The following is a 13,839-nucleotide window of genomic DNA, read 5'->3' on the forward strand; positions in this document are numbered from 1 at the left end:
GTATAATTCCTCAAGTTAACTTGAGGTAAAGAGGTTTTATGGAAAAGAGATTACCCAGAATTAAGGCGCTGCTGACGCCGGGGGAAGTCGCAAAGCGTAGTGGGGTGGCGGTCTCAGCGCTGCATTTCTATGAAAGCAAAGGCTTAATTAAAAGTATCCGCAACGGGGGCAATCAGCGCCGCTACACCCGCGATGTGTTGCGCTACGTAGCGATTATCAAAATTGCGCAACGGATCGGCATTCCGCTGGCGACCATCGGCGATGCGTTTGGCGTGCTGCCGGAGGGACACTCCCTGAGTACGAAAGAGTGGACGCAGCTTTCCTCCCAGTGGCGTGAGGAGCTGGATCGGCGCATTCATACGCTGGTGGCGTTGCGCGATGAACTGGACGGGTGTATCGGCTGCGGGTGTCTGTCGCGCAGCGACTGCCCGCTGCGAAATCCGGGGGATACGCTGGGTGCGCAGGGGACCGGCGCGCGGCTGCTGGAAGAAGATTGAATTCGCAGGGTTTGAGTGCCGGATGGCGCAGTGTGTATCCGGCCAACAAAAAACGCACAATCCTGTGGACTGACTAAAATGTCATAGCTACCCAACGCAGAAAAAACTAAAGCGCCAGACTAAGGCGCTTTAGTTTATTCCCGGTCTTTGTCTTTCTCTCTATCCCGTTGGTACACGGGAGGGTTTCCCCCGACATCAACACCCCTCATGTCGAGCACGTTGGGGAGGTTCCGGTTTGTGTTGACACTTTAATTGTATGCAAAACCCGGTTGTTCGCCAGTGGCTTTGGTCAGAATCTCGCCAAAACTTTTTCGCCATGTTGTGCAATTTTCTATAGTTAGTTTGTATGAATCACAGGAGAAAACCATGCTGACGCTCCACCACCTGAACCAGTCCCGCTCCCAGCGCGTCATCTGGGCGCTTGAAGAGTTATCTGTGCCGTATCAGATTGTCCGCTACCAGCGTGAAAAGACGATGATGGCGCCCCCGTCGCTCAAAAAAGTGCATCCCCTGGGCAAATCGCCGGTAATCGAGGATAACGGCCTGATCCTCGCAGAGTCCGGCGCCATTCTGGAATATCTGCAGGAGACCTATGACACCGAGTCGCAGCTCAAGCCCGAGGGCGCGGCGGACAAAAATCAATACCGCTTCTGGCTGCACTATGCGGAAGGTTCCCTGATGCCGCTCCTGCTGATGAAGCTGGTGTTTGCCAGCCTCGGTAAGCCGCCGATTCCGTTTGGTATGCGCTCGCTTGGCAAAGTGCTGGGTGGGGGCGTGCAAAAAGCCTGGCTCAATCCGCAGCTCGAAACCCACGCGCGCTATATCGAATCCCATCTCAGCGAACACCCCTGGTTTGCCGGTGAGCAGCTGAGCATGGCCGATATCCAGATGACTTATCCGATCTTCGCACTGCTGGCACGCGGTGGGATCGATAATCTTCCGCACACCCAGGCGTGGAAAAAAAGAGTGGAAATGCGTCCTGCCTGGCAACGCGCCATTCAGCAGGGTGGGCCTTTTGAGATCCCTGGCGAGTGACAGATTGTTATCAAATTGCGCATTCACGATAACGTTTGCGCATCCTCTGGTTATTTCTTCAGCGTCATAAGGGAATTTTAGCGAAAAACGATAAAGTTCAGTTGAAAAGGGCGTGGATTACGCTAGATAATCGTTTGCCTTCAATTCACCACCCGTTTTGTCAGCGCGGAGCTAAACGTTTGCTTTTTTTGTGACGGCCCCTTTTCGTCGCAAACGCAGCACAAGGATTTGACGTTTCGCTGGCAGTGGAGTTGTCCACCACGCTGACAGGCGAATGATAAAAATTTCTCAGGGGATGTTTTCTATGTCTACGCCATCAGCGCGTACCGGCGGTTCACTCGACGCCTTGTTTAAAATTTCTGCTCGCGGCAGCACCGTGCGTCAGGAAGTTGTTGCAGGTCTGACGACGTTTCTGGCGATGGTTTACTCCGTCATCGTGGTGCCTGGCATGCTGGGTAAAGCGGGTTTCCCACCGGCGGCCGTTTTCGTTGCCACCTGTCTGGTTGCGGGCGTCGGCTCCATCGTCATGGGTCTGTGGGCAAACCTGCCGCTGGCGATTGGCTGTGCGATCTCGCTGACCGCCTTTACCGCGTTTAGCCTGGTGCTGGGTCAGCACATCAGCGTGCCGGTCGCGCTGGGTGCGGTATTCCTGATGGGTGTGTTGTTCACCATCATCTCCGCCACCGGGATTCGTAGCTGGATCTTGCGCAACCTGCCGCAGGGCGTGGCGCACGGCACCGGTATCGGTATCGGCCTGTTCCTGCTGCTGATTGCGGCGAACGGCGTTGGTCTGGTAATCAAAAACCCACTGGACGGCCTGCCAGTGACCATGGGCCACTTCGCCAGCTTCCCGGTGATTATGTCCCTGATTGGTCTGGCGGTGATTATCGGCCTGGAAAAACTGAAGGTGCCGGGCGGTATTCTGCTGACCATCATCGGTGTTTCGATTGTCGGTTTGATTTTTGATCCGACCGTTCACTTCTCCGGCGTTTTCGCCATGCCGTCTCTGAGCGACGACCAGGGTAACTCCCTGATTGGTAGCCTGGATATCGTCGGCGCCCTGAACCCGATTGTTCTGCCAAGCGTGCTGGCGCTGGTGATGACCGCGGTGTTTGATGCCACTGGCACCATCCGCGCTGTCGCGGGGCAAGCGAACCTGCTGGATAAAGACGGGCAGATTATCGATGGCGGCAAAGCGCTGACCACCGACTCCCTGAGCAGCGTCTTCTCCGGCCTGGTCGGTGCGGCACCGGCGGCGGTGTACATCGAGTCCGCAGCGGGCACGGCGGCAGGTGGTAAAACCGGTCTGACGGCGATCACCGTGGGCGTGCTGTTCCTGCTGATCCTGTTCCTCTCTCCGCTCTCTTATCTGGTTCCGGCCTACGCGACCGCGCCTGCGCTGATGTACGTGGGTCTGCTGATGCTGAGCAACGTGGCGAAAATTGATTTCGCGGATTTCGTCGATGCGATGTCCGGCCTGATTACCGCCGTGTTTATCGTGCTGACCTGTAACATCGTGACCGGCATCATGATCGGTTTCGCCTCGCTGGTGATTGGTCGTCTGGTCTCCGGTGAGTGGCGCAGGCTGAACATCGGCACCGTGGTGATTGCCATTGCGCTGGTGGCATTCTATGCGGGCGGCTGGGCGATTTAAGCCTGTCCGACGCCTTAAAACGGGTGGCTTAGGCCGCCCGTTTTCATTTTCAGACCCATTTCGTTGTCTTTTGCGTTACTCTGGAAGCGGTAGAATAGAAGCACGACGCTTCATGCTTATGCCTGTCATACGTCTGGTTGCACGTGCGTTGGCTGCGGTCATTCTCCCTCATCACTTACTTGAGTAAGCTCATGGAGATGCACTTACTGCCACCTTCTTTCAACTCGACTTATTTAGGGCATACACAATAAGAAACACGCAAACAGGGAACGCATGGAAATCTTCTTCACAATACTCATCATGACCCTTGTGGTCTCACTTTCCGGGGTAGTTACCCGCGTACTACCCTTCCAGTTACCCCTCCCGCTGATGCAAATCGCCATTGGTGCGCTGCTGGCGTGGCCGACGTTTGGCCTGCACGTTGAGTTCGACCCCGAGCTGTTCCTCGTGCTGTTCATTCCGCCGCTGCTGTTTGCCGACGGCTGGAAAACGCCGACGCGTGAATTTCTTGAACACGGGCGAGAGATATTTGGTCTGGCGCTGGCGCTGGTCGTCGTCACGGTTGTCGGGATAGGGTTCCTGATTTACTGGATCGTTCCGGGCATTCCGCTGATACCGGCCTTTGCACTCGCCGCCGTCCTGTCGCCAACGGATGCCGTGGCCCTTTCCGGTATCGTCGGCGAAGGCCGGATACCGAAGAAAATCATGGGCATCCTGCAGGGCGAGGCGCTGATGAACGACGCTTCCGGCCTGGTAGCGCTGAAATTTGCCGTCGCAGTGGCGATGGGAACCATGATTTTTACCATCGGTGGCGCGACCGTTGAATTCTTCAAGGTGGCGATTGGCGGCATCCTGGCCGGGTTTGTGGTGAGCTGGCTGTACGGTCGCTCGCTCGGGTTCCTCAGCCGCTGGGGCGGTGACGAACCCGCCACACAGATCGTCCTGCTGTTCCTGCTGCCGTTTGCCTCTTACCTGATTGCCGAACACATTGGCGTATCGGGCATCCTGGCAGCCGTCGCGGCGGGGATGACCATCACCCGTGCGGGCGTGATGCGCCGCGCACCGCTGGCGATGCGTCTGCGCGCCAACAGCACCTGGGCGATGCTGGAGTTTGTCTTTAACGGCATGGTGTTCCTGCTGTTGGGCCTGCAGCTGCCGGGCATTCTGGAGTCCTCGCTGGTGGCGGCAGAAGCCGATCCGAACGTGGAAACCTGGATGCTGTTTACCGATATCGTGCTGATTTACCTGGCGCTGATGCTGGTGCGTTTCGGCTGGCTGTGGACGATGAAAAAATTCAGCCTGCGTTTTCTGCACAAGAAGCCGATGGAGTTTGGCTCCTGGACCACGCGCGAGCTGCTGATTGCCTCGTTTGCGGGCGTTCGCGGGGCGATTACCCTCGCCGGTGTGCTCTCGATTCCCCTGCTGCTGCCGGATGGCAACGTCTTCCCGGCGCGTTACGAACTGGTGTTCCTGGCGGCTGGCGTGATCCTGTTCTCGCTGTTTATCGGCGTGGTGATGCTGCCGATTCTGCTGCAACACCTGGAGGTGGCCGACCACTCCCAGCAGCATAAAGAGGAGCGTATCGCGCGCGCGGCGACCGCCGAAGTGGCGATTGTGGCGATTGAGAAGATGGAAGAGCGTCTGGCGTCCGATGCGGAAGAGAACATAGATAATCAGCTGCTGAAAGAGGTGAGTTCGCGGGTGATTGGTAACCTGCGCCGCCGCGCCGATGGGCGTAACGACGTAGAAAGTTCGATGCAGGAAGAGAATCTGGAGCGCCGCTTCCGTCTGGCCGCGCTGCGCTCAGAGCGAGCCGAACTTTACCACCTGCGTGCTACGCGCCAGATCAGCAATGAGACGCTGCAAAAACTGCTGCACGATCTGGATTTGCTGGAAGCCTTGTTGATAGAACAGTAGAGCGCGCGGCCTGATGGCGGCATCCATTCCCTCTCCCTTTCGGGGGAGGGGGAACACCCGCCGCAGGACTTACTCCGCTGCGACCCAAAACCCCTCGCAACACGTCAGCCACGCCTGGGCGCTGTGCGACAAATACACCCCTTCGCGCCAAATCATCCCCAGCTGCCAGTGCAGATCGCTCTCAAGCGGTATCCAGCGCAGCGTGTTCTTATCTAGGCGCTCGCAAATCGGCTGCGGCAAAATCGCAATCCCGACGCCCGCCTGCACCATGGCGGCAAGAAAATCCCACTGACCGCTGCGCACGGCGATACGCGGTTTGACGTCATGCTGATGGAAAAGCTGCATCAGCTGGCGGCTCAGGGCGAAATCCTCGTTGTAAATCAGCAGAGGATGCTCCGCCAGCAGCTCGGGTTTTACCGTATCGATCTGCAGCCAGTCGCCGGAGCGCGGGACCAACACGCACAGGGGGTGGCTGAACAGCGGCAGCGTCGCCAGGCCGCTGTCCTCTTCGACTGGCAGGGCCGTCATCGCCAGATCCAGTTCGCCGTTCATTACCGCCTGTTGGACGGTCAGCCCGCCGAACTCGGAGATCTTCAGCTCGACGCCGGGATAGCGCTGGCGATAGAGGCTGATCGGTCCGGCCATCATCATGCCGACCATCGGCGGAATGCCTAAGCGCAGCAGGCCCTTGTTCAGGTGGTTAATATCGCCAAGCTCGGCTTCCAGCTGGCGGAACTCGGCCAGAATCGCCAGACCGCGCTCAAACACGACGCGCCCGGTATCTGTCAGCAACAGCTTGCGGCCATCGCGAATCAGCAGGGTACAGTTCAGTTCATCTTCGAGATTTTTCAGCATTTTGCTGATGGTGGGCTGGGTGACAAATAACTTCTCCGCTGCGCGGGTAAAACTCTGCTGGCGAACCACTTCGACAAAATAGCGCAGCGTTCTTATGTCCATGATTATTCCTCGAAACTATACCTTTGATGATTTTAATTCATTTCTGTCCACTCCGTGTGGTCACTATACTGGCGCCTCGTCTCATTTCTGAGGAATTCCCCCATGGCCGTGGCGTTAGGTCGTGTTACGCCTGCTGTTGTGCAACGGCTCCAGGTACCGATTCAGGTACTGCTTTATGCCGCGCTGTTTGTTTTCGCTGAATATCTCGTTACCTGGCTGCATCTGCCGCTGCCCGCCAATCTGGTGGGAATGGTACTGATGCTGACGCTCATTCTGTGCCGCATCATTCCCCTGAACTGGATCCGCGCGGGCTCTCGCTGGCTGCTGGCGGAAATGCTGCTGTTCTTTGTTCCGGCGGTGGTGGCGGTGGTGAACTATGCGCAGCTGTTGATGGTCGACGGCTGGCGGATTTTCGCCGTCATCGCCCTGAGCACGCTGATGGTGCTCGGCGCGACGGGATGGGTGGTGGATAAAGTCTATCGCTATGAGATCAGCAGGCAGAAGCATGACTAATTTTCACATCAGCGTGCTGTGCCTGGTGGTCACGCTGGTGATCTATTTTGCCAACAAACGCCTCTATCGCCGCTTCCACGCCCTGCCGCTGATGCCGCTGGTCTTTACCCCGTTGTTACTGGTGCTGATGCTGATCTTCGGCCACATCTCCTGGCAAAACTACATCGGTGAATCCCACTGGCTACTGTGGCTGCTCGGCCCGGCGACTATCGCCTTTGCCGTGCCGGTTTATGACAATCTGGCGGTGATCCGACGCCACTGGATGTCCCTGACGGCGGGGGTTGTGACGGCAACGGTCGTGGCAGTAACCAGCTCTGTGTGGCTGGCACGCTTGTTCACGCTGTCGGATGAGATCCAGCGCAGTCTGGCGGTGCGTTCCGTCACCACGCCCTTTGCGCTTGCGGCGGCGAAACCTCTCGGCGGCCAGCCGGATCTGGTGGCGCTGTTTGTGGTCGTAACCGGCGTGTTTGGGATGGCGGTGGGCGATATGCTGTTTTTACGCCTGTCGATCCGCGAAGGGATGGCAAAAGGTGCCGGGTTTGGCGCGGCGTCGCACGGCGCGGGGACGGCGCGTTCTTATGAGATGGGTCAGCAGGAGGGCGTGGTCGCCAGCCTGGTGATGATGCTGTCCGGTGTGGTGATGGTGCTGGTTGCCCCGCTGGTGGCGTGGGTGATGTTCTGAAGACTCCCCGGTCGCGTGACCGGGGAGAGTTAGCACTTAATGCGCGCGGCCCTGATCGATCCCAAGACCCGTTTGTGAGCGAATAAACTGGGCGCGGAATTTGTCGCGTTCCAGATTTCCTTCCGGTGAATTATCGGTGGCCGAGAAGAACCAAATTCCGATAAACGCCACGGCAATGGAGAACAGCGCCGGGTATTCGTACGGGAAGATGGCTTTTTCGTGACCGAGGATCTGTACCCAAATAGTCGGGCCGAGGATCATCAGAATCACCGCCGTCAGCAGGCCCAGCCAGCCGCCAATCATCGCGCCACGGGTGGTCAGTTTTGACCAGTACATGGAGAGCAGAATGATCGGGAAGTTGCAGCTTGCGGCAATCGAGAACGCCAGGCCGACCATGAAGGCGATGTTCTGTTTCTCGAACAGAATGCCCAGCAGAATCGCCACCACGCCCAGGATCAGCACGGTGATTTTAGAGACTTTCAACTCCTGACGCTCCGTTGCCCCTTTACGCCACACGTTCGCATAGAGATCATGCGAGACCGCCGATGCGCCCGCCAGGGTCAGGCCAGCAACCACCGCCAGAATCGTGGCGAACGCCACGGCGGAGATAAAGCCGAGGAACAGGTTGCCGCCCACGGCATCGGCCAGATGTACCGCCGCCATGTTATTGCCGCCAATTAGCTGCCCCGCCGCATCTTTAAACGCCGGATTCGCCCCAACCAGCATGATCGCGCCAAAGCCGATGATAAAGGTCAGAATGTAGAAATAGCCCATAAAACCGGTGGCATAGAAGACGCTTTTACGCGCTTCGCGAGCGTCGCTGACGGTAAAGAAGCGCATCAGGATGTGCGGCAGACCGGCCGTACCAAACATCAGACCGAGACCGAGCGACAGCGCGGATATCGGATCTTTCACCAGCCCGCCTGGGCTCATGATCGCTTCCCCTTTCGGGTGAACCGCCATTGCTTCGGTAAACAGGTTGTTGAAGCTAAAGCCGACGTGTTTCATCACCATAAAGGCCATGAAACTTGCGCCGAACAGCAGCAGCACGGCTTTGATGATCTGCACCCAGGTGGTGGCGAGCATCCCGCCGAACAGAACGTACATCACCATCAGCACGCCGACCAGCACCACGGCGACGTGGTAGTTCAGGCCAAACAGCAGTTCGATCAATTTACCTGCGCCCACCATCTGGGCAATCAGGTACAGCGCCACCACCACCAGCGAACCGCAGGCGGAGAGGGTACGGATCGGGCCTTGCTTCAGGCGATACGAGGCCACGTCAGCAAAGGTATAACGCCCGAGGTTACGCAGACGCTCAGCGATCATGAACAGAATAATCGGCCAGCCGACGAGGAAGCCGAGAGAGTAAATCAGACCGTCGTAGCCGGAGGTGTAAACCAGCGCGGAGATCCCGAGGAATGACGCAGCTGACATAAAATCGCCCGCAATCGCCAGCCCGTTCTGGAAGCCGGTAATGTTGCCACCCGCCGTGTAGTAGTCATTACGCGAGCGCACGCGTTTTGACGCCCAGTAGGTGATGTAGAGGGTCAGCAGCACGAAAATCAGGAACATGATAATCGCCTGCCAGTTGGTCGGCTGGCGTTGGACGTCGCCGGTCAGGGCATCGGCCGCATGCGCCGCAAAAGGCAGTGTGGCGGCTAGCGCCGTCAGAACTCGCTTCATGATGCTTTTACCTCACGCAGTACTGCTTTATTGAGACGATCAAATTCACCGTTCGCGCGCCAGACGTAGACGCCGGTCAGCACGAAGGAGATGACAATCACACCGATGCCGATGGGGATCCCGCGCGTGACGCTGGTTCCGGCGTGCAGGGGGGTGCCCAGCCAGTGCGGGGCAAAGGCGATCAGCAGAATAAAGCCGACGTAGATAATCAGCATGATGATGGAAAGGATGAAGGCAAACCGTTGCCGTTTTTCGACGAGCTCCCTGAAATGCGCACTATTTTCTATCTGCTGATAAATATCAGTATTCATCACAGAACTCTCCAGAGTATTGGTGTAGGGAAGGGCGTTTTTATTATTCCCTCTCCCTGTCTGGGAGAGGGTTAGGTTGAGGGGAACTCAGTTATGAAGGCATTGCGATGGCCTGCTTCTCTTCGAGCAGTTTGTCCACCACGCCAGGATCGGCGAGCGTTGAGGTATCACCGAGGTTACTGGTGTCGCCCGCAGCGATTTTGCGCAGAATACGGCGCATAATTTTGCCGGAGCGGGTTTTCGGCAGCGAGTCGGTCCAGTGCAGCACATCCGGCGTGGCGAGCGGGCCGATCTCTTTGCGCACCCAGTTACGCACTTCGGTGTACAGCTCAGGCGTCGGCTCTTCGCCATGGTTCAAGGTGACGTAGGCGTAAATCGCCTGGCCTTTAATGTTGTGTGGGATCCCAACCACCGCCGCTTCGGCGATTTTCGGATGGGAAACCAGCGCCGACTCAATCTCAGCGGTGCCCAGACGGTGGCCGGAGACGTTCAGGACATCGTCCACGCGCCCGGTGATCCAGTAGTAGCCGTCTTCGTCACGACGCGCGCCGTCGCCGCTGAAATACATGTTTTTAAAGGTCGAGAAGTAGGTCTGCTCGAAGCGATCGTGATCGCCAAACAGGGTACGCGCCTGGCCCGGCCAGGAGTCGGTGATCACCAGGTTGCCTTCGGTCGCGCCGTCGAGCGGGTTACCTTCGTTATCCACGAGCGCAGGCTGCACGCCGAAGAACGGACGAGTCGCGGAACCGGCTTTTAGCGGGATTGCGCCCGGCAGCGGAGTGATCATGAAGCCGCCGGTTTCGGTCTGCCACCAGGTGTCCATCACCGGGCATTTTTCGTTGCCGATTTTCTTCCAGTACCACTCCCAGGCTTCCGGGTTAATTGGCTCGCCGACGGAACCAAGAATGCGCAGGGAGGAGCGGTCGGTGCCTTCGATGGCTTTGTCGCCTTCGGCCATCAGCGCGCGGATCGCGGTCGGCGCGGTGTAGAGAATGTTGACCTTATGCTTATCGACCACCTGACACATACGGGCAGGTGTCGGCCAGTTCGGAACGCCTTCGAACATCAGCGTAGTCGCGCCGCAGGCCAGCGGGCCATACAGCAGGTAGCTGTGGCCGGTGACCCAGCCCACGTCGGCGGTACACCAGTAAACATCGCCCTGGTGGTAGTCGAAGACATATTTAAAGGTCGTGGCCGCGTAAACCAGATAGCCGCCAGTGGTGTGCAGCACACCTTTCGGCTTGCCGGTCGAGCCGGAGGTATAGAGGATAAACAGCGGATCTTCCGCGTTCATCGCTTCGGGCTGATGCTGATCGCTGGCATTTTCGATCAGATCGCTCCACCACAGGTCACGCCCCTCTTTCCACTCGACGTTGCCGCCGGTGCGCTTAAGGACGATGACGTTGCTAATGGTTTTGACGTTCGGGTTTTTCAGCGCTTCGTCGACGTTTTTCTTCAACGGAATACTGCGACCGGCGCGCACGCCTTCGTCGGCGGTGATCACCAGTTTTGAACTGGAATCAATGATGCGCCCGGCGACGGCTTCCGGCGAGAAACCGCCGAAAATCACCGAATGCACGGCACCGATGCGCGCACAGGCGAGCATCGCCACGGCCGCTTCCGGCACCATGGGCATATAGATAGCAACCACATCGCCTTTTTTGATGCCCTGCGCTAACAGCACGTTGGCAAAGCGGCAGACGTCGCGGTGAAGTTCTTTATAGGTGATGTGTTTGCTCTGCGAGGCGTCGTCGCCTTCCCAGATAATGGCGGTCTGATCGCCGCGCTCGGCCAGATGGCGGTCCAGGCAGTTCGCGGCCAGGTTCAGGGTGCCGTCTTCGTACCATTTAATCGAGATATTGCCTGGCGCGAAGGAGGTGTTCTTCACCTTCTGGTAGGGGGTGATCCAGTCAAGAATTTTGCCCTGCTCGCCCCAGAAGGCATCAGGGTCGGTGAGAGATTGTTGATACTTTTGCTGGTACTGCTCCGGATTTATCAGGCAACGGTCCGCAATATTTGCGGGAATGTCATGTTTGTGAATTTCGCTCATGGCTTTTGTTCTCCTTTTAGGATGTTAATAATATGTCGCAAAAACGTTAATTGTAGGGGCTTTGGTAGCTTTGTTTGTTATTTGGGCGACAGATCACGCAATAAATGAACAGGTGAAAAAAGCAGCAAATGAAACTTTGAAGGAAAATAATTTACACTGTCGATTATTCACAATTAGTTAAAAAAAACCGTTTTTATAACAAAAGGTTATTTATAAGAATTATTACAAATTAGCGTCCTATGACCTTTTTGCAGTGGAAAGCCTTGTTCTTTAAGGCTTGCGCAGCAGGCCATGCAAATGATACTGATACGGCGCGTTAAAAAACCCCATAAACCAACGCAACACAATTCATACCCTTTCAGTATGTGTCATTCCTGCCAGTGATGGGGGGAAGGGCGCTTCATTGAGGAAGTCTGTTTTTATGAAAAACTTGAAAATCAGCCTCGCCTGGCAAATTTTGCTGGCCATGGTGCTGGGCATCTTGCTGGGCAGTTATCTGCATTATCACAGTGACGACCGCGAGTGGCTGGTGGCGAATATGCTGTCACCGGCGGGCGATATCTTTATTCACCTGATCAAAATGATTGTCGTCCCGATTGTGATCTCAACGCTTATCGTCGGTATTGCCGGTGTCGGTGATGCGAAGCAGCTCGGGCGTATCGGTGCGAAAACCATCATCTATTTCGAAGTGATCACTACGGTTGCTATCATTCTGGGTATTACGCTGGCGAATGTGTTCCAGCCGGGTGCCGGGATTGATATGTCGCAGCTGGCAACGGTGGATATTTCGAAATACCAAAGCACAACCGCAGATGTGCAAAGCCATGCGCATGGCCTGATGGGAACCATCCTGTCGCTGGTGCCGACCAATATCGTGGCGTCGATGGCGAAGGGCGAAATGCTGCCGATTATCTTCTTCTCGGTGCTGTTTGGTCTGGGCCTCTCTTCCCTGCCTGCCACGCACCGCGAACCGCTGGTGACCGTGTTCCGTTCCATCTCCGAAACCATGTTTAAAGTGACACACATGGTGATGCGCTACGCCCCTGTGGGGGTGTTCGCGCTGATTGCCGTGACCGTTGCGAACTTCGGCTTTGCCTCCCTGTGGCCGCTGGCGAAGCTGGTGATTCTGGTTCACTTCGCGATTCTGTTCTTTGCGCTGGTCGTGCTGGGGCTGGTTGCGCGTCTGTGCGGCCTGAGCATCTGGATCCTGATTCGCATCCTGAAAGACGAGCTGATTCTGGCGTACTCTACCGCCAGCTCCGAGAGCGTGCTGCCGCGTATTATCGAGAAGATGGAAGCCTACGGCGCGCCGGCGTCGATCACCAGTTTCGTGGTGCCGACGGGCTACTCCTTTAACCTCGATGGCTCAACCCTGTATCAAAGTATCGCGGCAATTTTCATCGCGCAGCTGTACGGTATCGATCTCTCCCTGTGGCAGGAGATCGTCCTGGTGCTGACCCTGATGGTGACTTCGAAAGGGATCGCAGGCGTGCCGGGTGTCTCCTTCGTGGTGCTGCTGGCAACGCTTGGTAGCGTCGGTATTCCGCTGGAAGGCCTGGCGTTTATCGCCGGTGTTGACCGTATTCTCGACATGGCACGTACCGCGCTGAATGTGGTGGGAAATGCGCTGGCGGTGCTGGTGATCGCCAAGTGGGAACATCAGTTCGACCGCAAAAAGGCGCTGGCGTACGAACGCGACGTGCTGGGTCGTTTTGATAAGACTGCCGATCAGTAATATAAAAAGCCGGGGGGCGGTTTTGCCTGACCCGGCTCACTTTTTAAGCGTGGAGAGTTACTCCCCGCTCAAGGCATCAAACTCTTCGCATCCCGTATCAAACCCTTCGCTACAGCTCAGATTGAACCAGTACAGCGCCTTCTGTTTGTTCGGGGTAATAAACCCTTTTTCGCCCTGCTGGAAAACCATTCCTGCCCAATATTCCGCGTAACCGGTTCGCGAAAGCGCTGAGCTGCGTTTGAACCACATTTGCGCCTGAGCATCGTCCTGAGCCATTGATACGCCGTTGGCGTAGATCAGCCCCAACAGCATCTGGGCATCGACTGCAGAGTCGTTGTCGATATCATCCGTGGCGGTTTGCAGCAGTTTGATTGCCTGCGGATAGTCCGTTTTACCGGCCTGCGTATTTACCAGCAGGCGCGCCAGCATGATCGCCCCGCGTTTACTGCCGGCAATGGTCGCCTGTTGCGCCAGGGTTTTGGACTGGGCGTAATCGGCATGCTTAAAGTGGATTTGCGACAGCAGCGCCACGGCATCGACATCGCCGCCTTTTGCCGCTTTCTCCGCCCACAGCGCAGCCTGCTTATCATCACCTGCGCTGAAGTAGGTATCGGCCAGATAGTACTGAGCGCGCGCGTCGCCCGCTTCGGCCTGTTCTTTATATTGGCTACCGGGTTCGTCAGCGTGAGCAAACGCGGTAAAAAGGAAGAGTAACATCAAAAGGGTTTTCATGAGTTCTTATCATCCGGGTACATAGCGCGCAGTATAAGCGCGGTCAATGAAGAATAAAAAGGGTGCGTTA

At 56.8% G+C, this 13,839-nt stretch carries 12 protein-coding genes; 7 read left to right on the plus strand and 5 right to left on the minus strand.

Translation table 11 applies throughout. The features are described 5' to 3' along the window. Positions 1-38: 38 nt before the first annotated feature. The 4 genes from soxR to ACB496_RS01660 all read left to right on the plus strand — a co-directional run bounded on the left by soxR (position 39) and on the right by ACB496_RS01660 (position 5,103). Positions 39-497 (plus strand): redox-sensitive transcriptional activator SoxR, encoded by a 459-nt coding sequence (gene soxR, locus ACB496_RS01645; RefSeq protein WP_371974177.1) that lies wholly within the window; start codon positions 39-41, stop codon positions 495-497. A gap of 366 nt (positions 498-863) precedes the next feature. Further along, positions 864-1,532 carry a glutathione S-transferase family protein gene (locus ACB496_RS01650; protein ID WP_371974179.1) on the plus strand — a complete coding sequence of 223 codons (669 nt, stop codon included), beginning with the start codon at positions 864-866 and terminating at the stop codon, positions 1,530-1,532. 304 nt (positions 1,533-1,836) lie between these two features. Beyond that, positions 1,837-3,186: a guanine/hypoxanthine transporter GhxP gene (ghxP, locus tag ACB496_RS01655; RefSeq protein WP_371974181.1), complete on the plus strand. Its 1,350-nt coding sequence runs from the start codon at positions 1,837-1,839 to the stop codon at positions 3,184-3,186. 273 nt (positions 3,187-3,459) lie between these two features. Next, positions 3,460-5,103: a Na+/H+ antiporter gene (locus ACB496_RS01660; RefSeq protein ID WP_231276214.1), complete on the plus strand. Its 1,644-nt coding sequence runs from the start codon at positions 3,460-3,462 to the stop codon at positions 5,101-5,103. A 69-nt stretch (positions 5,104-5,172) separates the two neighbouring features. On the opposite strand, the gene ACB496_RS01665 is transcribed toward ACB496_RS01660, so the two are convergent. Continuing rightward, on the minus strand, positions 5,173-6,060 hold the full coding sequence (locus ACB496_RS01665) for a LysR family transcriptional regulator (RefSeq protein WP_100777987.1): 888 nt from the start codon (positions 6,058-6,060) through the stop codon (positions 5,173-5,175). 102 nt (positions 6,061-6,162) lie between these two features. Between ACB496_RS01665 and ACB496_RS01670 the strand changes: the two genes are divergently transcribed. Continuing rightward, complete coding sequence (locus tag ACB496_RS01670; protein WP_371974183.1) at positions 6,163-6,573, plus strand: CidA/LrgA family protein; 411 nt, start codon at positions 6,163-6,165, stop codon at positions 6,571-6,573. Next, positions 6,566-7,255 carry an LrgB family protein gene (locus tag ACB496_RS01675; RefSeq protein WP_100777985.1) on the plus strand — a complete coding sequence of 230 codons (690 nt, stop codon included), beginning with the start codon at positions 6,566-6,568 and terminating at the stop codon, positions 7,253-7,255. The genes ACB496_RS01670 and ACB496_RS01675 overlap by 8 nt, the downstream gene beginning before the upstream one ends. 36 nt (positions 7,256-7,291) lie before the next feature. Here the strand turns inward: ACB496_RS01675 and actP are convergent, their stop codons facing one another. From actP to acs, 3 genes are all read right to left on the minus strand, one after another. Further along, a complete protein-coding gene (gene actP, locus ACB496_RS01680) occupies positions 7,292-8,941 on the minus strand; it encodes a cation/acetate symporter ActP (RefSeq protein WP_371974185.1) in 1,650 nt (549 codons plus the stop codon). After that, positions 8,938-9,252, minus strand: coding sequence for a DUF485 domain-containing protein (locus tag ACB496_RS01685; RefSeq protein WP_100777983.1), 315 nt, complete (start codon positions 9,250-9,252; stop codon positions 8,938-8,940). The genes actP and ACB496_RS01685 overlap by 4 nt, the downstream gene beginning before the upstream one ends. A gap of 91 nt (positions 9,253-9,343) precedes the next feature. Next, positions 9,344-11,302: an acetate--CoA ligase gene (gene acs, locus ACB496_RS01690; protein ID WP_371974187.1), complete on the minus strand. Its 1,959-nt coding sequence runs from the start codon at positions 11,300-11,302 to the stop codon at positions 9,344-9,346. A gap of 421 nt (positions 11,303-11,723) precedes the next feature. On the opposite strand from acs, the gene gltP reads away from it, so the two are divergent. After that, positions 11,724-13,037 (plus strand): glutamate/aspartate:proton symporter GltP, encoded by a 1,314-nt coding sequence (gene gltP, locus ACB496_RS01695; RefSeq protein WP_100777981.1) that lies wholly within the window; start codon positions 11,724-11,726, stop codon positions 13,035-13,037. Between the two features lie 57 nt (positions 13,038-13,094). Here gltP and ACB496_RS01700 read toward each other — a convergent pair whose 3' ends face one another. After that, a complete protein-coding gene (locus tag ACB496_RS01700) occupies positions 13,095-13,769 on the minus strand; it encodes a tetratricopeptide repeat protein (protein WP_102105727.1) in 675 nt (224 codons plus the stop codon). Positions 13,770-13,839 lie beyond the last annotated feature (70 nt).

It is taken from the genome of Lelliottia nimipressuralis (assembly GCF_041464075.1).
GTDB classification, from domain to species: domain Bacteria; phylum Pseudomonadota; class Gammaproteobacteria; order Enterobacterales; family Enterobacteriaceae; genus Enterobacter; species Enterobacter nimipressuralis.

What these genes read in the sequence shown, in the direction of transcription:
- ACB496_RS01665 (WP_100777987.1), bottom strand. Translation starts at nt 6,060, where the DNA reads ATGGACATAAGAACGCTGCGCTATTTTGTCGAAGTGGTTCGCCAGCAG.
- ACB496_RS01700 (WP_102105727.1), bottom strand. Translation starts at nt 13,769, where the DNA reads ATGAAAACCCTTTTGATGTTACTCTTCCTTTTTACCGCGTTTGCTCAC.
- acs (WP_371974187.1), bottom strand. Translation starts at nt 11,302, where the DNA reads ATGAGCGAAATTCACAAACATGACATTCCCGCAAATATTGCGGACCGT.
- ACB496_RS01685 (WP_100777983.1), bottom strand. Translation starts at nt 9,252, where the DNA reads ATGAATACTGATATTTATCAGCAGATAGAAAATAGTGCGCATTTCAGG.
- gltP (WP_100777981.1), top strand. Translation starts at nt 11,724, where the DNA reads ATGAAAAACTTGAAAATCAGCCTCGCCTGGCAAATTTTGCTGGCCATG.
- ghxP (WP_371974181.1), top strand. Translation starts at nt 1,837, where the DNA reads ATGTCTACGCCATCAGCGCGTACCGGCGGTTCACTCGACGCCTTGTTT.
- ACB496_RS01650 (WP_371974179.1), top strand. Translation starts at nt 864, where the DNA reads ATGCTGACGCTCCACCACCTGAACCAGTCCCGCTCCCAGCGCGTCATC.
- soxR (WP_371974177.1), top strand. Translation starts at nt 39, where the DNA reads ATGGAAAAGAGATTACCCAGAATTAAGGCGCTGCTGACGCCGGGGGAA.
- ACB496_RS01670 (WP_371974183.1), top strand. Translation starts at nt 6,163, where the DNA reads ATGGCCGTGGCGTTAGGTCGTGTTACGCCTGCTGTTGTGCAACGGCTC.
- actP (WP_371974185.1), bottom strand. Translation starts at nt 8,941, where the DNA reads ATGAAGCGAGTTCTGACGGCGCTAGCCGCCACACTGCCTTTTGCGGCG.
- ACB496_RS01675 (WP_100777985.1), top strand. Translation starts at nt 6,566, where the DNA reads ATGACTAATTTTCACATCAGCGTGCTGTGCCTGGTGGTCACGCTGGTG.
- ACB496_RS01660 (WP_231276214.1), top strand. Translation starts at nt 3,460, where the DNA reads ATGGAAATCTTCTTCACAATACTCATCATGACCCTTGTGGTCTCACTT.